21 protein-coding genes and 1 pseudogene are annotated in these 25,266 nt (G+C 70.0%); 5 read left to right on the top strand and 17 right to left on the bottom strand.

What is annotated here, in order from left to right:
* Nucleotides 1-36 precede the first annotated feature (36 nt).
* Nucleotides 37-2,040, top strand: coding sequence for a CocE/NonD family hydrolase (locus ACIQZO_RS06950; RefSeq protein WP_403621298.1), 2,004 nt, complete (start codon nucleotides 37-39; stop codon nucleotides 2,038-2,040).
* A gap of 31 nt (nucleotides 2,041-2,071) precedes the next feature.
* Here ACIQZO_RS06950 and ACIQZO_RS06945 read toward each other — a convergent pair whose 3' ends face one another.
* Nucleotides 2,072-2,890 (bottom strand): Cof-type HAD-IIB family hydrolase, encoded by an 819-nt coding sequence (locus ACIQZO_RS06945; RefSeq protein WP_403621295.1) that lies wholly within the window; start codon nucleotides 2,888-2,890, stop codon nucleotides 2,072-2,074.
* Between the two features lie 339 nt (nucleotides 2,891-3,229).
* Here ACIQZO_RS06945 and fahA point away from each other — a divergent pair, with 339 nt between their 5' ends.
* The 3 genes and pseudogenes from fahA to ACIQZO_RS06930 all read left to right on the top strand — a co-directional run bounded on the left by fahA (nucleotide 3,230) and on the right by ACIQZO_RS06930 (nucleotide 6,065).
* Entirely contained in the window at nucleotides 3,230-4,453 is a 1,224-nt protein-coding gene (gene fahA / locus ACIQZO_RS06940) for a fumarylacetoacetase (protein WP_403621292.1), read from the top strand.
* Between the two features lie 295 nt (nucleotides 4,454-4,748).
* The gene (locus ACIQZO_RS06935; protein ID WP_403621289.1) at nucleotides 4,749-5,354 is read left to right on the top strand and encodes a hypothetical protein; all 606 of its coding nucleotides are present in this window, start codon (nucleotides 4,749-4,751) and stop codon (nucleotides 5,352-5,354) included.
* A gap of 109 nt (nucleotides 5,355-5,463) precedes the next feature.
* A pseudogene (locus ACIQZO_RS06930) lies at nucleotides 5,464-6,065 on the top strand (Uma2 family endonuclease).
* A gap of 55 nt (nucleotides 6,066-6,120) precedes the next feature.
* On the opposite strand, the gene nuoN reads toward ACIQZO_RS06930, so the two are convergent.
* Genes nuoN through ACIQZO_RS06860 form a run of 14 tightly spaced genes read right to left on the bottom strand, consistent with a single transcriptional unit; the run spans nucleotide 6,121 to nucleotide 22,006 of the window.
* Nucleotides 6,121-7,776, bottom strand: a complete 1,656-nt coding sequence (gene nuoN, locus ACIQZO_RS06925; protein ID WP_403621286.1) for an NADH-quinone oxidoreductase subunit NuoN — start codon at nucleotides 7,774-7,776, stop codon at nucleotides 6,121-6,123.
* Nucleotides 7,773-9,374, bottom strand: coding sequence for an NADH-quinone oxidoreductase subunit M (locus ACIQZO_RS06920; RefSeq protein ID WP_403621283.1), 1,602 nt, complete (start codon nucleotides 9,372-9,374; stop codon nucleotides 7,773-7,775). The genes nuoN and ACIQZO_RS06920 overlap by 4 nt, the downstream gene beginning before the upstream one ends.
* A gap of 1 nt (nucleotide 9,375) precedes the next feature.
* Nucleotides 9,376-11,319 (bottom strand): NADH-quinone oxidoreductase subunit L, encoded by a 1,944-nt coding sequence (gene nuoL, locus ACIQZO_RS06915; protein WP_403621280.1) that lies wholly within the window; start codon nucleotides 11,317-11,319, stop codon nucleotides 9,376-9,378.
* A gap of 9 nt (nucleotides 11,320-11,328) precedes the next feature.
* Complete coding sequence (gene nuoK, locus ACIQZO_RS06910; RefSeq protein ID WP_030864698.1) at nucleotides 11,329-11,628, bottom strand: NADH-quinone oxidoreductase subunit NuoK; 300 nt, start codon at nucleotides 11,626-11,628, stop codon at nucleotides 11,329-11,331.
* A complete protein-coding gene (locus ACIQZO_RS06905) occupies nucleotides 11,625-12,431 on the bottom strand; it encodes an NADH-quinone oxidoreductase subunit J (protein ID WP_403621277.1) in 807 nt (268 codons plus the stop codon). The genes nuoK and ACIQZO_RS06905 overlap by 4 nt, the downstream gene beginning before the upstream one ends.
* Nucleotides 12,428-13,024 (bottom strand): NADH-quinone oxidoreductase subunit NuoI, encoded by a 597-nt coding sequence (gene nuoI / locus ACIQZO_RS06900; RefSeq protein WP_403621274.1) that lies wholly within the window; start codon nucleotides 13,022-13,024, stop codon nucleotides 12,428-12,430. The genes ACIQZO_RS06905 and nuoI overlap by 4 nt, the downstream gene beginning before the upstream one ends.
* A gap of 3 nt (nucleotides 13,025-13,027) precedes the next feature.
* Nucleotides 13,028-14,395: an NADH-quinone oxidoreductase subunit NuoH gene (gene nuoH / locus ACIQZO_RS06895; protein ID WP_403621271.1), complete on the bottom strand. Its 1,368-nt coding sequence runs from the start codon at nucleotides 14,393-14,395 to the stop codon at nucleotides 13,028-13,030.
* Nucleotides 14,392-16,896: an NADH-quinone oxidoreductase subunit G gene (locus ACIQZO_RS06890; protein ID WP_403621268.1), complete on the bottom strand. Its 2,505-nt coding sequence runs from the start codon at nucleotides 16,894-16,896 to the stop codon at nucleotides 14,392-14,394. Before ACIQZO_RS06890 ends, nuoH begins: the two co-directional genes overlap by 4 nt.
* Nucleotides 16,893-18,269 carry an NADH-quinone oxidoreductase subunit NuoF gene (gene nuoF / locus ACIQZO_RS06885; RefSeq protein WP_403621265.1) on the bottom strand — a complete coding sequence of 459 codons (1,377 nt, stop codon included), beginning with the start codon at nucleotides 18,267-18,269 and terminating at the stop codon, nucleotides 16,893-16,895. The genes ACIQZO_RS06890 and nuoF overlap by 4 nt, the downstream gene beginning before the upstream one ends.
* On the bottom strand, nucleotides 18,269-19,024 hold the full coding sequence (gene nuoE, locus ACIQZO_RS06880) for an NADH-quinone oxidoreductase subunit NuoE (protein WP_403621262.1): 756 nt from the start codon (nucleotides 19,022-19,024) through the stop codon (nucleotides 18,269-18,271). Before nuoE ends, nuoF begins: the two co-directional genes overlap by 1 nt.
* Nucleotides 19,021-20,361 carry an NADH-quinone oxidoreductase subunit D gene (locus ACIQZO_RS06875; protein ID WP_403621259.1) on the bottom strand — a complete coding sequence of 447 codons (1,341 nt, stop codon included), beginning with the start codon at nucleotides 20,359-20,361 and terminating at the stop codon, nucleotides 19,021-19,023. Before ACIQZO_RS06875 ends, nuoE begins: the two co-directional genes overlap by 4 nt.
* A complete protein-coding gene (locus tag ACIQZO_RS06870; protein WP_403621257.1) occupies nucleotides 20,361-21,080 on the bottom strand; it encodes an NADH-quinone oxidoreductase subunit C in 720 nt (239 codons plus the stop codon). The genes ACIQZO_RS06875 and ACIQZO_RS06870 overlap by 1 nt, the downstream gene beginning before the upstream one ends.
* Nucleotides 21,077-21,631: an NADH-quinone oxidoreductase subunit B family protein gene (locus tag ACIQZO_RS06865; protein WP_329380917.1), complete on the bottom strand. Its 555-nt coding sequence runs from the start codon at nucleotides 21,629-21,631 to the stop codon at nucleotides 21,077-21,079. Before ACIQZO_RS06865 ends, ACIQZO_RS06870 begins: the two co-directional genes overlap by 4 nt.
* A 15-nt stretch (nucleotides 21,632-21,646) precedes the next feature.
* The gene (locus tag ACIQZO_RS06860; RefSeq protein WP_030653431.1) at nucleotides 21,647-22,006 is read right to left on the bottom strand and encodes an NADH-quinone oxidoreductase subunit A; all 360 of its coding nucleotides are present in this window, start codon (nucleotides 22,004-22,006) and stop codon (nucleotides 21,647-21,649) included.
* Nucleotides 22,007-22,855: 849 nt separating this feature from the next.
* On the opposite strand from ACIQZO_RS06860, the gene ACIQZO_RS06855 reads away from it, so the two are divergent.
* Nucleotides 22,856-23,683, top strand: a complete 828-nt coding sequence (locus ACIQZO_RS06855) for a C40 family peptidase (RefSeq protein WP_403621252.1) — start codon at nucleotides 22,856-22,858, stop codon at nucleotides 23,681-23,683.
* A 125-nt stretch (nucleotides 23,684-23,808) separates the two neighbouring features.
* Here the strand turns inward: ACIQZO_RS06855 and ACIQZO_RS06850 are convergent, their stop codons facing one another.
* Both ACIQZO_RS06850 and ACIQZO_RS06845 read right to left on the bottom strand, forming a co-directional pair.
* The gene (locus ACIQZO_RS06850) at nucleotides 23,809-24,774 is read right to left on the bottom strand and encodes a hypothetical protein (RefSeq protein WP_403621249.1); all 966 of its coding nucleotides are present in this window, start codon (nucleotides 24,772-24,774) and stop codon (nucleotides 23,809-23,811) included.
* A 29-nt stretch (nucleotides 24,775-24,803) separates the two neighbouring features.
* Nucleotides 24,804-25,214, bottom strand: a complete 411-nt coding sequence (locus tag ACIQZO_RS06845; RefSeq protein WP_403621246.1) for a hypothetical protein — start codon at nucleotides 25,212-25,214, stop codon at nucleotides 24,804-24,806.
* Nucleotides 25,215-25,266: the final 52 nt, after the last annotated feature.

Below are 25,266 nucleotides of genomic sequence, written 5' to 3'. Positions count from 1 at the left end.
AGGCGAACGTCCGAGGCGATTGGCGGCTGAGACCAGATGATCATCCGTACCGACTTCCCGTACGGCACCTCCCACGAGGATGTCCGGATCCCGCTGCCCGACGGTGTGGAGCTGTACGCGCGGATCTGGCGCCCGGTGACGGACGAGCCCGTTCCGGCCCTGCTGGAGTACCTCCCGTACCGGCTCACCGACTGGACCGCGCCGCGCGACCGGCAGCGCCACCCCTGGTACGCGGGGCACGGCTACGCCTCGGTGCGGGTGGACGTGCGCGGCCACGGCTGCAGCGGGGGCCGGCCCGGGGACGAGTACGACGCCCGCGAGCTGGCCGACGGCGTGGCGGTGGTGGAGTGGCTGGCGGCGCAGCCGTGGTGCACGGGCTCCGTGGGGATGTTCGGGATCTCGTGGGGCGGGTTCAACTCCCTCCAGATCGCCGCCCTGGCCCCCGAGCCCCTGAAGGCGGTCGTCACCGTCTGCTCGACCGACGACCGGTACGACAACGACGTCCACTACATGGGCGGCTCGGTGCTCGCCGTGGACATGCACGCGTGGGCGGCGACCATGCTGGCCTTCGCCTCCCGGCCGCCGGACCCGCAGTTCGTCGGCGACGGCTGGCGCCGGCAGTGGCTGGACCGGCTGGAGGCGGTGGAACCCCTCGTCCACACCTGGCTCTCTCACCAGACGCGCGACGACTACTGGCGCCACGGCAGCGTCTGCGAGGACTACACGGCGATCGGCGCGGCCGTGCTCGCCGTCGGCGGCTGGCACGACCCCTACCGGGACACGGTGCTGCGGCTCGTCGAACACCTGCCGCCGGCCCGCGTACGGGGCCTGATCGGGCCCTGGTCGCACCAGTACCCCGACCGCGGGCTGCCGCCGGGACCCGCCATCGGCTTCCTGCAGGAGACCCTGCGCTGGTGGGACCACTGGCTCAAGGGGGCGGACAACGGGGTCATGGAGGAACCGCTGCTGCGCACCTGGATCAGCGACTCGCACCCGCCCGCGACGGTGTACGAGGAGATGCCGGGGCGCTGGGTCGGCGAGAAGGCCTGGCCCTCGGCGTCCGTCATCCCCGTCCCGTACGTGTTCCAGGGCGCGCCCGTGGACGTCGCCTCCCCGCAGCACACCGGACTGGACGCGGGCCGGTTCTTCCCCTTCGGCAACGACGCCGACCTGCCGCCGGACCAGCGGGAGGAGGACGCGAAGTCGGCCTGCTTCGAGTTCCCGGTGGGGCGCGAGGAGCCGGTGGAGATCCTGGGGCGGCCGTCGGTGACCCTGCGGCTGCGGCTCGACGTGCCGTACGGGCAGGTCGTGGCCCGGCTGTGCGACGTCGCCCCGGACGGCTCTTCGACGCTGGTCACGCGCGGCGCGCTGAACCTCTCCGCCCGCCGGGGCCGGGACCGGGCGCTGCCCTGGCCGGTGGGCTCGTACGAGGACGTCGCCTTCGAGCTGAACGGCATCGGGCACGCCTTCGCCCCGGGACACCGGATCCGGCTCGCCGTGTCCTCCGCGTACTGGCCGTGGATCTGGCCGCGGGCCGGTTCCGAGGCCGGCTGGACCCTGGACCCGGCGGGCAGCGCGCTGACCCTGCCGGTGCGGGCCTCGTCGGCGTCGGACGGCGGGATCGTCTTCGAGGCGCCGGAGCAGTCGGAGCCGCTGGGGGTGGTCTTCCCGGAGACGCTGGACGAACCGCGGCCGGAGCGGCTCGTCGTACGGGACGTCGCGCGCGGGACGTGGCGGCTGGAGGTGGACCCGCGGTACGGGGGCACCCGGGTGTTCCCGGACGGCCTGGAGTACAGCGAGGACGCGCAGGAGGTGTACGAGATCCAGGACGCGGACGCGTTGTCGGCGCGGACGCTCTCGCGGTGGCGGATCCGGCTCCACCGGCCGGAGCTGGGCTGGGACGCGCGGGTGGAGACCCGCTCGGAGATCCGCTGCGACGAGGGCGGCTTCCTGACGGCGAACGAGGTGGTGTGCCGGGAGGGGGACGAGGTGGTCTTCCACCGGACGTGGGAACGCCGGTTGCCGCGGGCGGCGGGCTGAGCCGTTCAGTGCGGCGCCGCGGCTGGATCGGCTACGCGTAGAGCCGCTCCAGGACCACCGCGATGCCGTCCGCCTCGTTCGAGAGGGTGACCTCGTCGGCGACCGCCACCAGCTCGCGGTGGGCGTTGGCCATGGCCACCCCGTGGGCGGACCACGCGAACATCGGGATGTCGTTCGGCATGTCCCCGAAGGCGATCGTCGCGGCCGGGGACGCGCCCAGGATCTCCGCCGCCCGTGCGAGCCCGGTGGCCTTGTCGATGCCCGGCGGCTGGAGTTCCACCGTGTGCTCGCCCGCCATGGTGACGTTCACCAGGTGGCCGACCACCGAGCGCGCGACCCGCGTCAGTTCGTCGTCGTCCAGTTCCGGGTGCTGGAGCAGCACCTTGTTGATCGGCGCCGACCACAGGTCGCAGCGCCGCGGGACGCGGACCGTCGGCAGGTGGGGGTGCCACATCCGGTAGCCCGGCCCTATCAGCATCTCCGCGTCCACCCCCTCCTGGTTGACCGCCGCGTAGACCTCGCCGATCTCCGCCTCGATCTTGCCGAGGGCCACCTCGGCCAGCTCCCGGTCCATGGAGGCGGAGTGCAGCAGGCGCCCGCGCGCCGCGTCGTACACCTGCGCGCCCTGCCCGCACACCGCGAGCCCCGTGTAGCCGAGCCGGTCAAGGACGTGTCGGACCTGGGGGACGGGGCGTCCGGTGACGACGATGTGCTGGGCGCCGGCCGCGCGCGCCGTCGCGATTGCCTCGTACGAGCGCGTGGAGACGGTGTCCCCGGCTTGCAGCAGAGTCCCGTCCAGGTCTGTGGCGATCAAGGCATAGGGAAGGGCCGGAGGCGGGGCGGAAGTCACGGCGCCTAGGATACGGACCCCTTTGGACAAGTCCTACAAATAGAGCCCGAATCCGGCCTCCCGCACGCCCCATCCGTCACTCTGGCATGCTCCTGCGTCGAGCAGGGCAGGTACGGGACAGGGAAGTGCACAACCCCGACCGTAGAGCCCTCGATCGGCGGCACGTACCAAAAGATCAGATATGACCGGAACTGTGGATACCTGACCACGAGCGTCGTCCCGGGTGTGTTTCATCTCCGCCCGGGTACCCGCGCTTTCCCGCGGGATCCTGAGTAGCGTGTCCCGCACCGTGTCTACCGGGACACCCCCCGGACCGCGTCGAAAGCGAGGCAGTACCCCATGCCCCAGCAGAGCCCCCTCGATGTCCCCGAGGGCGACCCGTTCGGGCCGCACAACCTCCCCTACGGCGTCTTCTCGACCGCCGCGGAAGGCCGCCGCCGGATCGGTGTGCGCATCGGCGGGCACGTGCTCGACGCGGGGGCGGCCGCGGCCGCGCTCGGTTCCCCGTACGCCGGGCTGCTCGGGCAGTCCTCCCTCAACCCGCTGCTGGCCGCCGGGCGCACCACCTGGCGCGACGTCCGCCGCGCGCTGACCGCCTGGGTGACCGACCCCGGCCACCGCCCCACCGTCGAGCCGCACCTGCTGCCGCTCGACGAGGTCACCCTGCACCTGCCGTACGAGGTCGCCGACTACGTCGACTTCTACGCGAGCGAGCACCACGCCACCAACGTCGGACAGATGTTCCGCCCGGACGGCGACGCGCTGACGCCCAACTGGAAGCACCTGCCGATCGGTTACCACGGCCGCTCCGGCACCCTCGTGGTCTCCGGCACCGACGTCGTACGCCCCTCGGGGCAGCGCAAGGCGCCCACCGACCCGGCGCCCGTCTTCGGCCCCTCCGTCAAGCTCGACATCGAGGCCGAGGTCGGCTTCGTCGTAGGCGCCCCCTCCGAGCTGGGCACCCCGGTGCCGCTGGGTGCGTTCGAGGACCACGTCTTCGGGCTGTTCCTGCTCAACGACTGGTCGGCGCGGGACATCCAGGCCTGGGAGTACGTGCCGCTCGGCCCCTTCCTCGGCAAGTCCTTCGCCACCTCCGTCTCTGCCTGGGTCACCCCGCTGGAGGCCCTGGACGCCGCCCGCGTCGCACCGCCCGCCCGGGACTTCCCGCTCCTGCCCTACCTGGACGACGCCGCCCTCGACCGCCCCGGCGGCTTCGATCTGCGCATCACCATCTCCATCAACGGGCAGGAGGTGGCGCAGCCGCCCTTCGCCTCCATGTACTGGACGGCCGCCCAGCAGCTCGCCCACATGACCGTCAACGGCGCCTCCCTGCGCACCGGCGACGTCTTCGGCTCCGGAACCGTCAGCGGTCCCGAGGTCGGGCAGCGCGGCTCGCTGCTGGAGCTCACCTGGAACGGCCGCGACGCCATCGAGCTGACCGACGGCAAGCGCACCTTCCTGGAGGACGGGGACACCGTCACCCTCACCGCCTGGGCCCCCGGCCCGGACGGCACACGCGTCGGCCTCGGCGAGGTCACCGGCCGCATCGCGGCATCGCGCTAGTCCAGCGCCAGCGGTACCGGTCGGCGGGGTGGCGGATCTTTCCACCACCCCGCCGGACCCGCAGGTCAGAGCCCTGCCGGCCCACCGGGACACCTCGGAGGCCCGGGCGGTCCTCGCGGCGGATGTCTGCGACCCGGACGCGGACGTCCGCGGCTGCGCCGGGCGGGGCCGAGAGATGCCGCGGCCCCCGTTCGGAGGCGCGCCGCGTGCGGCCGGCGGGCGGGGCCGAGATGGTGGACGGACAAATGGGCGCGGGAACCCGTACCCCGTACCCCCACCGCGAGGAGCCGCCGACATGTCCGTCCGCAGTCTGAAGACCGTCCTGGCCTGTACGGCCGCCGTGTCGCTGAGCCTGGTCGCCGTGGCCCCGGCGCACGGGGTCGAGGGGCCCGCGCCCGACCCGAGGAACAAGCAGGCCATGCGGGACATGGCGACGGCGATCGCGGTGACGGCCAAGTACGTGGACGAGCGGGCCGCGATCAAGGACGGGTACGTCCCGCACGGCGAGACGTGCATGACCAACCCCTTCGGGGTGGGCTCCATGGGCTACCACTACGTCAAGCAGGCCAACTGGGGCTCGAAGGACCCGGCCAGGCCGACCGCGCTCCTCTACAGCACGGCGAAGGACCGCAACGGCCGGCGCAAGCTGGAGACCGTGGAGTGGATGGCCACCGACCGGGACCAGGACCTGAAGACCAGCGACGACCGGCCGAGCATGTTCGGGCTGCCGTTCGACGGGCCGATGCCCGGCCACTGGAAGGGCATGCCCAAGCACTACGACCTCCACATGTGGGCGTACAAGGAGAACCCGGCCGGACGCTTCCACAACTGGAACACCGCGCTGACCTGCCCGGGCAAGGCCCCCGCCGCGGCGGGCCCCGCACACACGCACGGCCACTAGTCCGGACCGGCCTGTGCGGTCAAGTGCCCTGCGCATACGACTCACCCATGAGGACGGTGTTCCGCGAATCCCCGGCGATACGCTGGTCGCCCTCGCGAGACTCCGGCTCATGGGAGCACTGATGAACCCGGAACACAGCTGGCCGATCCCCCCACCGGGCGGCTGGACTGCCGACGACCTGGACACGCTTCCGAATCCGCCTCCGCACACGGAGCTGATCGACGGGAGCCTGATCTTCGTGAGTCCGCAGACCCTCTGCCACTCCAGGGCGGTCGACCTCTTCAACTGGCAGCTCCAGTCGTTGGTCCCGGAAGGCCTTGAGGTCCTCAGGGAGTTCACCATCGATATCGACCGGCGCAACCGCCCCGAACCCGACGTCATCGTGTGCCGTGAGGACGTCGTCGGCGACCTGGCCCAGACCCGCCTGCCGGCCGAGACGGTGCTGCTGGCGATCGAAGTGGTCTCGCCCGAATCAATCGACCGCGACCGCGAGACCAAACCGGTGAAGTACGCGCGGGCCGGGATTCCCCACTACTGGAGGGTCGAGAACCGGACGGCCGGGCAGTCGTCTACGTCTTCGAACGCGAGCCGGTCAGCCTGGCCTACGTCGCGTCGGGCATCTTTCACGACCGCCTGAAGGTCTCCGTCCCCTTCCCCGTCGACCTGGACCTCACCTCCATCACGCCGAAGCGCGGCCGTCCCGCGCAGTAGCCCGAAGGGCCCGGCTCCCCGTGGGAGCCGGGCCCTTCACCGTATGGCGGACCGGTCAGCGGACGAAGGTGCTCGCCTGACCCGCCAGGTCCAGGAAGTACTGCGGGGCGAGGCCCAGGACGAGGGTGACGGCGACGCCCACCGCGATGGTGGTCATCGTCAGCGGCGAGGGGACCGCCACCGTCGGGCCGTCGGCCTTCGGCTCGCTGAAGAACATCAGGACGATCACCCGGATGTAGAAGAAGGCGGCGATCGCGGACGAGATCACACCGATGACGACCAGCACCCCGGCGCCGCTCTCCGCCGCAGCCTTGAACACGGCGAACTTACCGGTGAAGCCCGAGGTCAGCGGGATGCCCGCGAAGGCCAGCAGGAACACCGCGAAGACCGCCGCCGTCAGTGGCGAACGCCGGCCGAGACCGGCCCACTTGGACAGGTGCGTGGCCTCGCCGCCCGCGTCGCGCACCAGCGTGACCACCGCGAAGGCGCCGATCGTCACGAAGGAGTACGCGCCCAGGTAGAAGAGGACCGCCTGGACCCCATCCGCCGAGGTCGCGATCACACCGGCCAGGATGAAGCCGGCGTGCGCGATCGAGGAGTACGCCAGCAGCCGCTTGACGTCCGTCTGGGTCACGGCGATCACCGCGCCCGCGAGCATCGTGACGATGGCGACCGCCCACATCACCGGGCGCCAGTCCCACCGCAGCCCCGGCAAGACCACGTAGAGCAGCCGCAGGAGGGCGCCGAAGGCGGCCACCTTCGTCGCCGCCGCCATGAAACCGGTGACCGGGGTCGGGGCGCCCTGGTAGACGTCCGGGGTCCACATGTGGAAGGGGACCGCGCCGACCTTGAAGAGCAGGCCCATCAGGATCAGCGCGCCGCCGATCAGCAGCAGCGCGTCGTTGCCCATGGTGGAGGCCAGCGCCGGGTCGATGTTCGCCACCGTGCCGTCGACGACGTCGGCGATCACCGCGTATGAGACGGAGCCCGCGTACCCGTAGAGCAGCGCGATGCCGAAGAGGAGGAAGGCGGAGGAGAAGGCACCCAGCAGGAAGTACTTCACCGCGGCCTCCTGCGACAGCAGCCGCTGGCGGCGGGCGAGGGCGCAGAGCAGGTAGAGCGGGAGGGAGAACACCTCAAGGGCGATGAACAGCGTCAGCAGGTCGTTGGCCGCCGGGAAGATCAGCATGCCCGCGATCGCGAACAGGGCCAGCGGGAAGACCTCGGTGGTCGTGAAGCCCGCCTTGACGGCGGCCTTCTCGCTGTCGCTGCCCGGTACGGACGCCGCCTGGGCGGCGAAGGAGTCCACCCGGTTGCCGTGGGCCGCGGGGTCCAGCCGCCGCTCGGCGAAGGTGAACACCGCCACGACCGAGGCCAGCAGGATGGTGCCCTGCAGGAAGAGCGCCGGTCCGTCCACGGCGATGGCGCCCATGGCCGCGATGTGGGCCTTGCTCGACCCGTACCCGCCGGCCGCGAGGCCGACGACTGCGGCGAAGGCCGAGGCCAGTGCGGCGACGGTGAGGAACACCTGCACGTAGTAGCGGGACTTGCGGGGCACGAAGGCCTCGACCAGGATCCCGAGCACCGCCGCGCCCACCACGATCAGCGTGGGCGCGAGCTGTGCGTACTCGATGGTCGGTGCCGGGATCCGGTCGGCCGGCCCTTCGGCCGCCAGTGTCCACAGGCTGTGGGCGGAAGTCAGTGTGCTCACTTCGCCGCCTCCCCGTTCTTCGCTTCGACGTCGACCTCGGGCTTCGGGTCCGTCTGCTTCACGTCCGACATGGTGTGCTCCACCGCCGGGTTGACGATGTCGGTGAGCACCTTCGGGTAGACACCCAGCCCGATCAGCAGGGCGATCAGCGGGGCGACCACCAGTACCTCCCGCAGGCGCAGGTCCGGCATGGTGCGGACCTCCTCCTTCACGGGGCCGGTCATCGTGCGCTGGTAGAGCACCAGCGTGTAGAGCGCGGCCAGCACGATGCCGGTGGTGGCGATGATCCCGACGACCGGGTACCGGGCGAACGTGCCGACCAGGACCAGGAATTCACTGACGAAGGGCGCGAGGCCCGGCAGTGAGAGGGTGGCGAGGCCGCCGATCAGGAAGGTGCCGGCGAGGACCGGTGCCACCTTCTGGACGCCGCCGTAGTCGGCGATGAGCCGCGAGCCGCGCCGCGAGATCAGGAAGCCGGCCACCAGCATCAGCGCCGCCGTCGACAGGCCGTGGTTGACCATGTAGAGGGTGGCGCCGGACTGGCCCTGGGAGGTCATCGCGAAGATGCCCAGGACGATGAAGCCGAAGTGCGAGATCGAGGCGTAGGCGACCAGCCGCTTGATGTCCCGCTGGCCGACCGCGACCAGCGCTCCGTAGACGATGCTGATCAGGGCCAGGACGAGGATCACCGGCGTGGCCCACTTGCTGGCGTCGGGGAAGAGCCCGAGGCAGAAGCGGAGCATCGCGAAGGTGCCGACCTTGTCGACGACCGCGGTGATCAGTACGGCGACCGGCGCGGTGGACTCCCCCATCGCGTTCGGCAGCCAGGTGTGCAGCGGCCACAGCGGAGCCTTCACCGCGAAGGCGAAGAAGAAGCCGAGGAACAGCAGCCGCTCGGTGTTGGTCGCCATGTCGAGCGTGCCGGCGGCCCGGGCGGCGGTGATCTCCTGGAGCGAGAAGTTCCCGGCGACCACGTAGAGGCCGATAACGGCCGCCAGCATGATCAGTCCGCCGACCAGGTTGTAGAGGAGGAACTTGACGGCCGCGTACGAGCGCTGGGTGGCCGCGTTCTCCTCCGAGCCGCCGTGGGCCCGGTCGCCGAAGCCGCCGATGAGGAAGTACATCGGGATGAGCATGGCTTCGAAGAAGATGTAGAAGAGGAAGACGTCGGTGGCCTCGAAGGAGATGATCACCATCGCCTCGACCAGCAGGATCAGGGCGAAGAAGCCCTGGGTCGGCCGCCACCGCGAGTCCGCCGGGGATTGAGTCTCCAGGGGTTCGGCGTCGTGCCAGCCGGCCGCGATCACGAAGGGGATCAGCAACGCGGTGAGCCCGATGAGCACCACCCCGATCCCGTCCACGCCGAGTTCGTAGCGGACGCCGAAGTCGGCGATCCACGAACGGGATTCGGTGAGCTGGTAGCGGTCACCGCTCGGGTCGAAGCGGACCGCGACGAGCACGGCCAGGGCCAGTGTCGCCAGCGAGAAGAGCAGCGCGAGCCATTTGGCGGCGGTCCTGCGGGCGGCCGGGACGGCCGCCGTCAGGACCGCGCCGACCGCGGGGACCGCGGCCGTCACCGTCAGAAGCGGGAAATTCATCTCACACCGCCCTCATCAGCAGGGTCGCGGCGATCAGGACCACCGTGCCCCCGAACATCGAGACCGCGTAGCTGCGGGCGTAGCCGTTCTGCAGCTTGCGCAGGCGGCCCGAGAGCCCGCCGACCGAGGCGGCCGTCCCGTTGACCACCCCGTCGACCACGCTGTGGTCGAGGTATACGAGCGAGCGGGTCAGGTGCTCCCCGCCGCGCACCAGCACGACGTGGTTGAAGTCGTCCTGGTAGAGGTCCTTGCGGGCCGCCCGGGTGAGGATCGAGCCGCGCGGGGCGACGACCGGGACGGGCTTGCGCCCGTACATGGCCCAGGCGATGCCGACACCGATGACGAGGACCACCATGGTGGCCGCCGTGACCGTCATGGCGCTGACCGGCGGGTTGCCGTGCTCGTAACCGGTGACGGGCTCCAGCCACTTCAGGAAGCGCTCGCCGATCTCGAAGAAGCCACCGGCGAAGACCGACCCGAAGGCCAGGATGACCATCGGGATGGTCATGGACTTCGGGGACTCGTGCGGGTGCGGCATGTGGCCTTCACCCGCGGCGGAGCCGCTGTCGGACACCGTCGGCTGCCAGCGCTTCTCACCGAAGAAGGTGAGGAGCATGACGCGGGTCATGTAGAAGGCGGTGATGCCGGCGCCCAGCAGGGTCACTCCGCCCAGGATCCAGCCCTCGGTGCCGCCCTTCGCGAAGGCCGCTTCGATGATCATGTCCTTGGAGAAGAAGCCCGACAGGCCCGGGAAGCCGATGATGGCCAGGTATCCGAGTCCGAAGGTCACGAAGGTGACCGGCATGTACTTCCTCAAGGCCCCGTACTTGCGCATGTCGACCTCGTCGTTCATCCCGTGCATCACGGAACCGGCGCCGAGGAAGAGGCCCGCCTTGAAGAAGCCGTGCGTCACCAGGTGCATGATCGCGAAGACGTAGCCGATCGGGCCGAGGCCCGCGGCGAGGATCATGTAGCCGATCTGCGACATCGTCGAGCCCGCCAGGGCCTTCTTGATGTCGTCCTTCGCGCAACCGACGATCGCACCGAAGAGGAGCGTGACCGCGCCCACGACGGTGACCACCAGCTGCGCGTCCGGCGCCGCGTTGAAGACGGCGGCCGAGCGGACGATCAGGTACACGCCCGCCGTCACCATGGTGGCCGCGTGGATCAGGGCCGAGACCGGGGTCGGGCCCTCCATCGCGTCTCCGAGCCAGGACTGCAGCGGGACCTGCGCGGACTTGCCGCAGGCGGCCAGCAGCAGCATCAGGCCGATCGCCGTCAGCGTGCCCTCGGAAACCGGAGCGGTAGCGACTGATGTCCCCGCGCCCACCGACGCGAACACCGGCTCGAAGGCGAAGGTGCCGAAGGTGGTGAACATCAGCATGATCGCGATCGACAGGCCGATGTCACCGACTCGGTTGACCAGGAAGGCCTTCTTCGCGGCGGTGGCCGCGCTGGGCTTGTGCTGCCAGAAGCCGATCAGGAGGTACGAGGCGAGGCCCACGCCCTCCCAGCCGAAGTACAGCAGCAGGTAGTTGTCGGCGAGGACCAGCAGCAGCATCGCCGCGACGAACAGGTTCAGGTAGCCGAAGAAGCGGCGGCGGCGTTCGTCGTGCTCCATGTACCCGATCGAGTACACGTGGATGAGCGTGCCCACCCCGGAGATCAGCAGGACGAAGGTCATCGACAGCTGGTCCAGCTGGAAGGCCATGTCCGCCTGGAAGCCCTCGACGGGGATCCAGGTGTACAGGTTCTGGGTCAGCGTCCGGTCCTCGGACGTGCGCCCCAGCATGTCGGCGAACAGTGCGACGCCGATCCCGAAGGAGACGGCCGCGAACAGGGTGCCGATCCAGTGACCGACCTTGTCGAGGCGCCGGCCGCCGCACAGCAGCACCACCGCTCCGAGCAGGGGCGCTGCCACCAGCAGCGCAATCAGGTTCTCCACAGCGACCCCTTACAGCTTCATCAGGCTGGCGTCGTCGACCGAGGCCGAGTGGCGGGTACGGAACAGCGACACGATGATCGCCAGGCCGACCACGACCTCCGCGGCGGCGACGACCATCGTGAAGAACGCGATGATCTGGCCGTCGAGGTTGCCGTGCATCCGGGAGAACGCGACGAAGGCGAGGTTGCAGGCGTTGAGCATCAGCTCGACGCACATGAACAGCACGATCGCGTTCTTGCGGATCAGGACCCCGGCCGCACCGATGGTGAACAGCAGGGCCGCCAGGTACAGGTAGTTGACCGGATTCACTTCGAGGCCTCCTCACGGCCGAGGCGCTCCGAGGAGGCCTGCTCCAGTGCCTTGAGGTCGTCGATCGCCTGGCTGGAGACGTCCCGGATCTGGCCGCGGGCACGCAGCGTCCGGTTGACGGTCAGCTCGGACGGTGTGCCGTCCGGCAGCAGACCGGCGACGTCCACGGCGTTGTGCCGGGCGTAGACGCCGGGCGCGGGCAGCGGCGGGAGCTGGACGCCCTCGCGGACCCGCTTCTCGGCGAGCTCGCGCTGGGTGGCCGCCCGTTCCGTGCGCTCGCGGTGCGTGAGCACCATCGCGCCGACGGCTGCCGTGATCAGCAGGGCGCCGGTGATCTCGAAGGCGAAGACGTACTTGGTGAAGATCAGCTGCGCCAGGCCCTCGATGTGCCCGCCGGAGTTGACCCGGCCGAGCCCGTTGAAGTGGGTGAGCCCGGCGTTGGCGATGCCGGCGATCAGCAGGGTGCCGAAGCCGAGTCCGCACAGGACGGCCAGCCAGCGCTGCCCCTTGATGGTCTCCTTCAGTGAGTCGGCGGCGGTGACGCCGACGAGCATGACCACGAAGAGGAAGAGCATCATGATCGCGCCGGTGTAGACGATGACCTGGACGACGCCCAGGAAGTACGCCCCGTTGGCGAGGTAGAAGACGGCCAGGATGATCATCGTCCCGGCCAGGCTGAGGGCGCTGTGCACGGCCTTCTTCATCAGGATCGTGGCCAGTGCGCCGATGACGGCGACCGTGCCGAGGATCCAGAACTGGATCGCCTCGCCCGTGGAGGTCATGGAGGCGGCCATGGCGCTCATGCGTCCACCTCCTCGGACTTCCCGTTCTCCGGGGCGACTTCACCCTTGGAGACGGCGACCTGCCGGACCGTGCCCGGGGCGGCCCCGGTCACCAGTCCGCGGTAGTAGTCCGTGTCGTCCGTACCGGGGAAGATCGAGTGCGGCGCCTCGACCATGCCCTCGGTCAGGCCGGAGAGCAGCTGCTCCTTGGTGTAGATGAGCGATTCGCGGCTGGAGTCGGCCAGTTCGAACTCGTTCGTCATGGTGAGCGCCCTGGTCGGGCACGCCTCCACGCACAGCCCGCACAGGATGCAGCGGGCGTAGTTGATCTGGTAGACGCTGCCGTACCGCTCACCCGGGGAGTAGCGCTCCTCCTCGGTGTTGTCCGCGCCCTCCACATAGATCGCGTCGGCGGGACAGGCCCAGGCACACAGCTCGCACCCGATGCACTTCTCCAGACCGTCGGGGTGCCGGTTGAGCTGATGCCGTCCGTGGAAGCGCGGTGCGGTCGTCTTCTGCTGCTCCGGGTACTGCTCGGTGAGGCGCTTCTTGAACATGGCCTTGAAGGTCACGCCGAAGCCCGCCACCGGGTTCTGCCACTTCTCGTCGGACATCTCTCAAGCCTCCTCTCGGTCACTTTCAGTATTCGTCCCGCCACTGACAATCAGCTCCCGCTCGGTGCGGGAGCGCCTGCGCGGTACGGGTGCCAGGTGCTGGCCGGGCTTGGGCGGCACGGGGAATCCGCCCGCCAGCGGGTCGAAGGGCTCGGTGTCGTGCACGGCCTCCGCGGCCACCGCCTTCTCCCGCTTGTCGCGGAAGACGTCCGCGACGAAGGAGAGGAGCAGGATCGCCACGACGGCGCCGCCGACGTAGAGGACGATCTCGCTGAAGTCGTACGCCTCGTTGCGCAGCGCCCGGACCGTGGCCACCAGCATCAGCCAGACGACCGAGACCGGGATGAGCACCTTCCAGCCCAGCTTCATCAGCTGGTCGTAGCGCACCCGGGGCAGGGTGCCGCGCAGCCAGATGAAGAAGAACAGCAGCAGCTGCACCTTGATGACGAACCAGAGCATCGGCCACCAGCCGTGGTTCGCGCCCTCCCAGAAGGAGCTGATCGGGTACGGGGCCCGCCAGCCGCCCAGGAAGAGGGTGACCGAGACCGCCGAGACGGTGACCATGTTGACGTACTCCGCCAGCATGAACAGCGCGAACTTGATGGACGAGTACTCGGTGTTGAAGCCGCCGACCAGGTCGCCCTCGGACTCCGGCATGTCGAAGGGGGCGCGGTTCGTCTCGCCGACCATCGTGATGACGTAGATGATGAAGGACACCGGCAGCAGCACGATGAACCAGCGGCCCTCCTGGGCCTCCACGATCGCCGAGGTCGACATCGACCCGGAGTAGAGGAAGACCGAGGCGAAGGCCGCGCCCATCGCGATCTCGTAGGAGATCATCTGCGCGCAGGAGCGCAGGCCGCCGAGGAGCGGGTAGGTCGAGCCGGAGGACCAGCCCGCGAGCACGATGCCGTAGATGCCGACCGAGGCCACCGCGAGGATGTAGAGCATCGCGATGGGCAGGTCGGTCAGCTGCATCGTGGTGCGCTGGCCGAAGATGGAGACCTCGTTGTCCGCGGGCCCGAAGGGGATCACCGCGATGGCCATGAAGGCCGGGATCGCCGCGATGATCGGGGCCAGGACGTAGATCACCTTGTCGGCCCGCTTGACGATCAGGTCTTCCTTGAGCATCAGCTTCACACCGTCGGCGAGCGACTGGAGCATGCCCCAGGGGCCGTGCCGGTTCGGGCCGATGCGCAGCTGCATCCAGGCGACGACCTTGCGCTCCCACACGATGGAGAAGAGCACCGTCACCATCAGGAAGGCGAAGCAGAAGACCGCCTTGAGGAGGACCAGCCACCAGACGTCGTGGCCGAACAGGGACAGGTCCTCGGCGGCCACCTGCACGAAGTCGCTGTGTACCGCGTTCACGCGCCCACCTCCGCAGTGGTGTCGCCTGCGCCGGCCGGCATCGCCGGGCCGATGCGTACGAGGGTGCCCGGGCGGGCGCCGGCGTCGGCGAGGACGCCGGAGCCGGTGGAGTTCAGCGGGAGCCAGACCACGCGGTCGGGCATCTCGGTGATCCGGAGCGGGAGTTCCACGGTGCCGGCCGGGCCGGTGACCGCGAGGACGTCGCCGTTCTTGACGCCGGTCTCGGCGGCCGTGGCGGCCGAGAGCCGGGCACTGGCCTCGTGCCGGGTACCGGCCAGGGCCTCGTCGCCCTCCTGGAGCCGGCCGAGGTCCAGGAGGAGCCGGTGGCCCGCGAGGACCGCCTCGCCGATGCCCGGACGGGGCAGCGCCGCGGTGTCCACGCTCTGCCCGGCGGCCCGCTCCCCGGCCCACGGGCCGAGCCGGTCGATCTCCCGGCGTACGGCGTGCACGTCGGGCAGCGCGATCGGCCGGTCGGCCGCGTCGGCCAGCATGTGCAGCACGCGGGCGTCGGCCGGGGCGAGCCGGCGGGTCATCTGGTCGGGCTTGAGCGCGGCCTCGAACGGCCGGACCCTGCCCTCCCAGTTGATGAAGGCGCCGGCCTTCTCGGCCACCGCGGCGACCGGGAGGACCACGTCCGCGTGGTCGGTGACCTCGCTGGGCCGCAGCTCCAGGGAGACCACGAAGGCCTCCTGGAGGGCGGTCCGCGCGCGGGCCGGGTCCGGCAGGTCGGCGACCTCGACTCCCGCGATCAGCAGGGCGGAGAGCTCCCGGGTCGCCGCGGCCTCGACGATCTGGTCGGTGTCGCGGCCGTAGCGGTGCGGGAGTTCGTCCAGGCCCCAGGCGGCCCTGACCTCGTCGCGGGCCCGCGGGTCGGTGGCCGGACGGCCGCCCGGCAGCAGGGACGGCAGCGCGCCCGCCTCGATGGCGGCCCGCTCACCGGCCCGCCGCGGGATCCACACCAGGGTGGCCCCGGTGACCCCGGCGGCCCCGACGGCGGCGGTCAGCGCGCCCGGCACTCCGGCGAGGCGCTCCCCGACGAGGATGACCGCACCGGGCAGGCGCAGCGCCTCGGCGGCCTCGGCGCCCCCGGTCTCCAGTCCGGTCCGGGAGGCCAGTGCGTCGAGCCACTCGGGCTCGGTGCCGGGGGCGGCGGCCAGCAGGCGACCGCCGGCCTTGTCCAGGCCGCGGGTGGCGAAGGGGGCGACGGAGAAGGTCCGCTGCTTGTGCTTGCGGTGGGCCTTGCGCAGCCGCAGGAAGACGCCGGGGGCCTCCTCCTCCGCCTCGATGCCGACGAGCAGCACCGCCGGGGCCGCCTCCAGGGCGGTGTACGAGAGCCACTGCCCGCCGAGGTCGACCCCGTGGCCCGCGACCTCCGAGGCCAGGAACTCGGCCTCCTCCGCGCTGTGCACGCGGGCCCGGAAGTCGATGTCGTTGGTGTCGAGCACCACCCGCGCGAACTTGGCGTACGCGTAGGCGTCCTCGACGGGGAGCCGGCCGCCGGTCAGCACTCCGGCCCGGCCGCGCGCGGCGGCGAGTCCGTTCGCCGCGGCCTCCAGGGCCTCGGGCCAGCTCGCCGGCTCCAGTACTCCGGCGGCGCTGCGCACCAGCGGGGTGGTCAGCCGGTCCGGGCGCTGCGCGTAGCGGAACCCGAAGCGGCCCTTGTCGCAGAGCCACTCCTCGTTGACCTCGGGGTCCTCGGCGGCGAGGCGGCGCAGCACCTTGCCGCGGCGGTGGTCGGTGCGGGTCGCGCAGCCGCCCGCACAGTGCTCGCACACGCTCGGGGAGGAGACGAGGTCGAACGGGCGGGAGCGGAACCGGTAGGCGGCCGAGGTCAGGGCGCCGACCGGGCAGATCTGGATGGTGTTGCCGGAGAAGTACGACTCGAAGGGGTCGCCCTCGCCGATGCCGACCTGCTGGAGCGCGCCGCGCTCCAGCAGCTCGATCATCGGGTCGCCGGCGATCTCGTTGGAGAAGCGGGTGCAGCGCGCGCACAGCACGCACCGCTCGCGGTCCAGCAGCACCTGGGTGGAGATCGGCACCGGCTTCTCGTAGGTGCGCTTCTTGCCCTCGAACCGGGATTCGGCGTTGCCGTGCGACATCGCCTGGTTCTGCAGCGGGCATTCGCCGCCCTTGTCGCAGACCGGGCAGTCCAGCGGGTGGTTGATGAGCAGCAGCTCCATCACACCGCGCTGGGACTTGTCGGCGACCTCGGAGGTCAGCTGGGTCTTGACGACCATGCCGTCGGTGCAGGTGATGGTGCAGGAGGCCATCGGCTTGCGCTGGCCCTCCACCTCGACGATGCACTGGCGGCAGGCGCCGGCCGGGGAGAGCAGGGGGTGGTCGCAGAACCGGGGGATCTCGATGCCGAGCTGCTCGGCGGCCCGGATGACGAGGGTGCCCTTGGGGACGGACAGCTCGACCCCGTCGATGGTCAGCGAGACGGTGTTCTCCGGGGGAACCGCCGCTCCGCCCCCGGAGGCCGCTGTAGTGGTGACGGTCATGCGTTCACCTCCGTGTCGGCCCAGAGGGTCGACTTCCTGGGGTCGAAGGGGCAGCCCTTGCCCGTGATGTGCTGCTCGTACTCCTCGCGGAAGTACTTGAGCGAGGAGAAGATCGGGCTGGCCGCGCCGTCGCCGAGCGCGCAGAAGGACTTGCCGTTGATGTTGTCGGCGATGTCGTTCAGCTTGTCGAGGTCGGACATGACGCCCTTGCCGGTCTCGATGTCGCGCAGAAGCTGGACCAGCCAGTAGGTGCCTTCGCGGCACGGCGTGCACTTGCCGCAGGACTCGTGGGCGTAGAACTCGGTCCACCGGGTCACGGCCCGCACCACGCAGGTCGTCTCGTCGAAGCACTGGAGGGCCTTGGTGCCGAGCATCGAGCCGGCGGCGCCCACGCCCTCGTAGTCCAGCGGGACGTCGAGGTGCTCGTCGGTGAACATCGGGGTGGAGGAGCCGCCCGGGGTCCAGAACTTCAGCCGGTGCCCGGGGCGCATGCCGCCGCTCATGTCGAGGAGCTGGCGCAGGGTGATGCCCAGCGGGGCCTCGTACTGGCCGGGTCCGACGACGTGCCCGGAGAGCGAGTACAGCGTGAAGCCGGGGGACTTCTCGGTCCCCATGGACTTGAACCAGTCCTTGCCCTTGTTCAGGATCGCGGGAACCGAGGCGATGGACTCGACGTTGTTGACGACAGTGGGGCAGGCGTAGAGCCCCTCGACCGCGGGGAAGGGGGGACGCAGGCGGGGCTGGCCGCGCCGTCCTTCGAGGGAGTCGAGCAGCGCCGTCTCCTCGCCGCAGATGTAGGCGCCCGCGCCCGCGTGCACCGTGATGTCGAGGTTGCGCCCGGTGCCGTCGATGTCCTTGCCGAGGTATCCGGCCGCGTACGCCTCGCGCACGGCCTCGTGCAGGCGCCGCAGTACGGGCACCGTCTCCCCGCGCAGGTAGATGAAGGCGTGCTCCGAGCGGATCGCGTAGCAGGCGATGATCATTCCCTCGATGAGGGAGTGCGGGTTGGCGAAGAGGAGGGGGATGTCCTTGCAGGTTCCCGGCTCCGACTCGTCCGCGTTCACGACGAGGTAGTGCGGCTTTCCGTCGCCCTGCGGGATGAACTGCCACTTCATTCCGGTGGGGAAGCCCGCGCCGCCGCGGCCGCGCAGGCCCGAGTCCTTCACGTAGGCGATGAGGTCGTCCGGGGTCATCGCGAGCGCCTTGCGCAGGCCCTCGTACCCCTCGTGACGGCGGTAGGTCTCCAGCGTCCACGACCGCGGCTCGTCCCAGAAGGCGGACAGCACCGGGGCGAGGAGCTTCTCCGGGCTCGTCCCGCCCCCGGCCTCCGGGTGGGAGGTGCCGCCGTTGCTCAGTTCGGAAGACACGGACATCACTCCCCTCCCTCGGCGGCGGCCTCGCCACGCGGGTGGACGATCGAGGTGTGCGCGGATTCGCCGCGCGCGATGCGCAGCCCGATCAGGGAGGCGGGCCCGGCGCCGCCGGTCGCCTCGACCGCGCCCTCGCGCTCGTCCGGGAAACCGGCCAGGATCCGGGCGGTCGCCTTGTACGTGCACAGGGGCGCGCCCCGGGTCGGGGAGACCTCGCGGCCGGCCAGCAGGTCGTCGACCATGGCCTTGGCGGATTCGGGGGTCTGGTTGTCGAAGAACTCCCAGTTGACCATCACCACGGGGGCGAAGTCGCAGGCGGCGTTGCACTCGATGTGTTCGAGGGTGATCTTGCCGTCGGGCGTGGTCTCGTTGTTGCCGACCCCGAGGTGCTCCTTGAGCTCGTCGAAGATGGCGTCGCCGCCCATCACCGCGCACAGGGTGTTCGTACAGACCCCGACCTGGTAGTCGCCGGAAGGCACCCGCCGGTACATCGTGTAGAAGGTCGCCACGGCCGTGACCTCGGCGGTGGTCAGCCCCAGTACCTCGGCGCAGAAGCGGATGCCGGTGCGCGAGACGTAGCCGTCCTCGGACTGCGTCAGGTGCAGCAGCGGCAGTAGCGCGGAGCGGCTGTCGGGGTAGCGGGCGATGACTTCCTTGGCGTCGGCCTCGAGGCGCTCGCGTACCTCCGCCGGAAAGTCGGGGGCCGGCAGCTGGGGCATGCCCAGCGAGACCCCTTGGTTCGCAGGACTGGCGGTCATCGGTCGACGCCTCCCATCACGGGGTCGATGGAGGCGACGGCGACGATGACGTCGGCGACCTGGCCGCCCTCGCACATCGCGGCCATGGCCTGCAGGTTGGTGAAGGACGGGTCGCGGAAGTGGACCCGGTAGGGGCGGGTGCCGCCGTCGGAGACCACGTGGACGCCGAGCTCGCCCTTGGGCGACTCGACGGCCGCGTACGCCTGGCCGGCCGGTACCCGGAAGCCCTCGGTCACCAGCTTGAAGTGGTGGATGAGGGCCTCCATGGAGGTGCCCATGATGTTCCTGATGTGGTCCAGCGAGTTGCCGAGGCCGTCGGGGCCCATCGCCAGCTGCGCCGGCCAGGCGATCTTCTTGTCGGCGACCATCACCGGGCCCGGCTCCAGGCGCTCCAGGCACTGCTCGACGATCCGCAGCGACTGGCGCATCTCCTCCAGGCGGATCAGGAACCGCCCGTAGGAGTCGCAGCTCTCGGTGGTCGGCACGTCGAACTCGTAGTTCTCGTAGCCGCAGTACGGGTCCGACTTGCGCAGGTCGTGCGGCAGGCCGGCGGAGCGCAGGATCGGGCCGGTGGCGCCGAGCGCCATGCAGCCGGTGAGGTCGAGGTGGCCGACGTCCTGCATGCGGGCCTTGAAGATGGGGTTGCCGGTGGCGAGCTTGTCGTACTCCGGCAGGTTCTTCTTCATGGTCTTCACGAACTCGCGCAGCTGGTCGACCGCGCCCGGGGGCAGGTCCTGGGCGAGGCCGCCGGGGCGGACGAACGCGTGGTTCATGCGCAGTCCGGTGATCAGCTCGAAGATGTCGAGGATCAGCTCGCGGTCGCGGAAGCCGTAGATCATGATCGTGGTCGCGCCCAGCTCCATGCCGCCGGTGGCGATGCACACCAGGTGGGAGGAGAGCCGGTTGAGCTCCATCAGCAGGACCCGGATGACGGTGGCGCGGTCCGGGATCTGGTCGGTGATGCCGAGGAGCCTCTCGACGCCGAGGCAGTACGCCGTCTCGTTGAAGAACGGCGTCAGGTAGTCCATGCGCGTCACGAAGGTGGTGCCCTGCGTCCAGTTCCGGAATTCGAGGTTCTTCTCGATGCCGGTGTGCAGGTAGCCGATACCGCAGCGGGCTTCGGTGACCGTCTCGCCGTCGATCTCCAGGATCAGGCGCAGCACTCCGTGGGTGGAGGGGTGCTGCGGGCCCATGTTGACGACGATCCGCTCGTCGTCGGCCTTGGCGGCGGACTGGACGATCTCGTCCCAGTCGCCGCCGGTGACGGTGTAGACGGTGCCCTCGGTCGTCTCGCGGGCGGAGGCGTGGTTTTCTGCGCGATTCGAGGTGGGGGACATCAGCTGTACGACCTCCGCTGGTCGGGAGCCGGGATCTGGGCGCCCTTGTACTCGACGGGAATCCCGCCGAGCGGGTAGTCCTTGCGTTGCGGGAAGCCCTGCCAGTCGTCCGGCATCATGATCCGGGTGAGGGCCGGGTGCCCGTCGAAGATCAGGCCGAAGAAGTCGTACGTCTCGCGCTCGTGCCAGTCGTTGGTCGGGTAGACGGCGACGAGCGAGGGGACGTGCGGGTCGCTGTCCGGGACGGACACCTCCAGCCGCAGGATCCGGCCGTGCGTGAGCGAGCGCAGGTGGTAGACGGCGTGCATCTCGCGGCCCTTGTCCCCGGGGAAGTGCACGCCGGAGACGCCGGTGCAGAGCTCGAAGCGCAGGGCCGGGTCGTCGCGCAGGGTCCGCGCGACCAGCACGAGGTGCTCGCGGGCGATGTGGAAGGTGAGCTCGCCCCGGTCGACGACCGTCTTCTCGATGGCGTTCCCGGGGACCAGGTCCTGCTCCTCCAGGGCGCCTTCGAGCTCGTCGGCGACCTCGTCGAAGTAGGAGCCGTACGGTCGGCTCGTCGCGCCGGGCATGGCCACGGTCCGCACCAGGCCGCCGTAGCCGCTGGTGTCCCCGCCGCCCGCGGCGCCGAACATGCCCTTGCGGACGCCGATGACCTCGGGGCCCTGGGCGCGCGGCACGGGTACGTTGCTGCCGTTCTCCGGCTCTTGGGTCTCGCTCACCGGAGCAGCCCCTTCATCTCGATCATGGGGAGGGCCTTGAGGGCCGCCTCCTCCGCCTCACGGGCCGCCTCTTCCCGGTTCACGCCGAGCTTGGAGCCCTGGATCTTCTGATGGAGCTTGAGGATCGCGTCCATCAGCATCTCGGGGCGGGGCGGGCAGCCGGGCAGATAGATGTCCACCGGAACGATGTGGTCGACGCCCTGGACAATCGCGTAGTTATTGAACATTCCGCCTGAAGATGCACAAACACCCATGGAGATGACCCATTTGGGAGCGGGCATCTGGTCGTACACCTGCCGCAGCACCGGCGCCATCTTCTGACTGACCCGGCCGGCCACGATCATCAGATCGGCCTGGCGCGGGGATCCGCGGAAGACCTCCATGCCGAAGCGGGCCAGGTCGTAGCGGCCCGCTCCGGTGGTCATCATCTCGATGGCGCAGCAGGCCAGGCCGAAGGTCGCCGGGAAGACGGACGACTTGCGCACCCATCCCGCGGCCTGTTCGACGGTGGTCAGCAGAAAGCCGCTCGGCAGCTTCTCTTCCAGTCCCATGGAAAATTCAGCCCCTCAGTCCCATTCCAGGCCGCCGCGGCGCCACACGTAGGCGTAGGCGACGAAGACGGTGAGCACGAAGAGCAACATCTCGACGAGCCCGAAGATCCCCAGGGAGTCGAAGGTGACGGCCCAGGGGTAGAGGAAGACAACCTCGATGTCGAAGACGATGAAGAGCATCGCCGTCAGGTAGTACTTGATCGGGAAGCGGCCACCGCCGGCCGGCATCGGCGTCGGCTCGATGCCGCACTCGTAGGCGTCGAGCTTTGCCCGGTTGTAGCGTTTTGGGCCGATCAGCGTGGCCATGACCACGGAGAAGATCGCAAACCCTGCGCCGAGGGCGCCGAGCACGAGGATGGGCGCGTACGCATTCACGCTCCTCGCTCCTTCCAGTCGTCCTTGACCGTTGGACCGCTGCCGGCGCCGCGTGGACCACCTCGCGAAGATCACGCTTTCGATGAAGCGCTTGCATGTGAGGCAGTTCACAAGCCGGACTGGTCCGCATCCTATGCCTGCTCGTCTGTGATCTGCGACACGGGTTGCAACACCGAGTTTGTGATCTCCACCACCTGACGAACGATCATGAAGTCCGATGAGTGGTGATCTTCATACGCGAAGCATCCACATGATCACCAAAGGTGACATCCAGGCCCGTTACCGCAGGTAGAAGGCCGCTTGCCCTATCAAAGGATTCCCAGTGCAGGCAAATTGGCAACGGGGGTGCGGTGATGATAAAGGGATCGCCGTCGCCCGGTCGGGGGACCCCGTGCGTACGGAGGTGGACGCGGGACGGAGGCGAGGGCGGCGGGAGTGAATGAAGTCGCGATCGAGGGGGCAGGTGCCGGATGAACGGAGGCCCCCGGCGACCGCGTGCGGGACGCCGCGCGTGCGTGCATCCGTTCACGAACCTCTCGGCCCGTTCACAGGAAGGTCACGGGAGGGGCACAGCGTCCACATGGCGTGATGCGACTGTGACCTGCGCCACTCTGAATTGATCGTTCCGAAACGGGGCTTGGCCATCAGTGCGGAGTGATGGTAGGTCAGGGATCAATTAGGACTTAATTCCGAAACCCCATGATCACAGCCTTGTGAAGGCCTGTCCGTTTCGCCCGTTACGGCGTCAATAAGAAGCGAGAGACGCCCGGTTAGCGGCCTTCGCGCGCAACTGTGGCGCAACCCACGTTTCTTGAAGGGAACCCGGGCACCCTGATAGCGGTTGTCCTCATGTCCCACACCGCTCACATACCCAGCCACCGGAAGCCCCGCCGCAGCGCCTCGAAGCTCGCGGTCCGCGCCGGAGTTGCCGGTGGCGTCCTCAGCACCCTGGCCATGGCCGGCACCGCGAGCGCGTCCCCGTCCGCCGAGCCCGTGGCCGAGACGACGCTCGAAATGCCGGTCCTGAACCTGGACCTGGGCGCCGACGTCTCCTCCGCCGTCACCAAGGCCGCCGAGAACACCCGCTTCGCGGCCGTCGAGGGCGAACTGACCGCCCAGGAGGAGAGCGCCCGCAGCGGCGCCGCCGCCGAGGCGAAGCAGGCCAAGGAAGAGGCCCAGAAGAAGGCCGACGCCGAGAAGAAGGCGAACGAAGAGGCCGCCCGCAAGGCCGAGGCCGAGCGCTCCAGCCGCAGCTCCGAGCGCACCACGCTCAAGAGCGCCGCCGCCCCGCAGGGCACCGGCACGGTCTCCGCCCCGGCCACCGGTTCCGCCGCGGCCATCGTCAACTTCGCCCGCGCGCAGGTCGGCAAGGCGTACGTGATGGGCGGCACCGGCCCGTCCTCGTTCGACTGCTCCGGTCTCGTCCAGGCCGCGTACCGCCAGGCCGGCATCAGCCTGCCGCGCATGTCCCAGGCGCAGTCCTCGGCCGGCACCTCGGTGTCGCTGAACGCCCTTCAGCCGGGCGACATCCTGTACTGGGGCTCCAAGGGCAGCGCGTACCACGTCGCCATCTACGTCGGTGGCGGCAAGTTCGTCGGCGCGCAGAACCCCAGCACCGGCATCGTCGAGCGCAACCTGAGCTACGACAAGCCGACGGGCGCCGTTCGCGTCCTCTGAGCACCCCGCTCGGTCCGCGGCACCTGAACGCACGGACACGGCCCCAGGGCCGGCACTCCCCCGCTCGGGGGTGGAGTGCCGGCCCTGGGGCCGTTCTTCGCGCTCCGGCGGCGCCGGGCCCTTCCTCAGCCCAGCGAGGCCGCCAGCCTGAAGCGGGCCTCGCGCTGCGTCCTGTAGAGCGCGAGCGTCTCGGCGTGCTCCTCGACGAGCCGCTCCTGGTAGGCCTTCTCGGCCGCGCCCCAGATCCCGACGAGGTTGACCTCGCGCTTGCACGCCACGTCCGCCGTGGCGGCCGTGACGGCCCTCTGGCCGCCCTTGTCGTCCTCCAGGCCCAGCTTCTCCACGACGTCGTACGGTGATTCGATCCCGGCGTATCCCGACTTGTCCATGCATGACGTCCACTTCTTGAGGGCGTCGACGACCCGGGAGTCCTGTCGGGAGCGGTCGTGCGCCTCCGAGGCCAGCTCGAAGGTGAAGAGCAGGTCCACGCTGTCCTTGGTCGGGGCGTACAGCTTGCGGAACCCCTCCCGCCCGCACCCGCCGGCCGGCACCCGCTGCCCGGCCGCCGTCAGACCGCTGTCCACCGTCGTGGCCTCCTCCTCGGTGTTGGCGTCGGGAGCCTTCCCGCCCTGCGTTCCCGGCTGCTCGCCGGTCATCACGACGGACGCGCTGTCGCTCAGCTGCGGGGCCCCGGGCTTGGCCGGTGTTCCCTCGCCGGCGGACTTGTCGTACCCGTGCGCCGCCGCGAACTGCGGATCGGCCAGGCCGAAGAGGTACCGGTGGCGGTCCTCGGCCCCGGCGCCGGACGGCTCGGCCGACCTCACGCCCTCGTAGGTGAAGCCGTACCGGGCCATGCACCGGGAGACCAGGGTCTGCTGGACCTGGCCCATCCGGATCCGTTCGGCCTCGGTGTCCGTGTACGCGTCCATCGGGAGGGACAGCGCGGCCGTCGCCGGGTTCACCTCGACGGGACCGAGCTCGGGTTCGCCGTCCCCGGCGCCGCCGGTCCCGGCGCAGCCGGCCAGGAGAACGGCCGTCAGCAGGGCGGCGGCCGGAGCGGCGGCGGGCCGACGGCGCCGGGGAGTGTGCATCGCGGGGAACTCCTTCTGCCGGATCCGGATTACGGGTGGAGGGTGTACTTGGCCGAGCTGATCTTGTTCTTGAACTTGTCCGAGGCGTTGCCCGCGTAGTTCGACGGGATCTCTCCGACGTTGCCGCCCAGGTCCTTGTCGGTACCGACCTTCCAGGCGTAGATGTCCCGGTTCCGGTAGGACTCGGTGGTGTCGTTGATCCACGACCCGCTGACCGAGCAGGAACCCTGGTACTTGTCGTCGCTGAAGTTCACGTCATTGGTCACCAGGTCGAAGACACAACCCGACTGGGCCTGCCAGTAGTAAAGCCCGAACTCGTGGTTCTCCAGATTTCCGTCGCGCGCCCAGGCGGCCGCGGGGCCCGCGGTTCCCAGCAGAATGGCACCGACCGAAACGGCGGCGACGCATCCGGCCGCCAGCTTGCGCATTGCATTGTCCATCGCGCTTGCCTCTCTCTTCGGGTGAAAATCGGGGTGTGTCGGACGGGGCGGC

It is taken from the genome of Streptomyces sp. NPDC097617 (assembly GCF_044761485.1).
Classification (GTDB): Bacteria; Actinomycetota; Actinomycetes; order Streptomycetales; family Streptomycetaceae; genus Streptomyces.
Note: the sequence above shows the minus strand (reverse complement) of the source record. Positions and strands in the feature narration are given on the sequence as shown.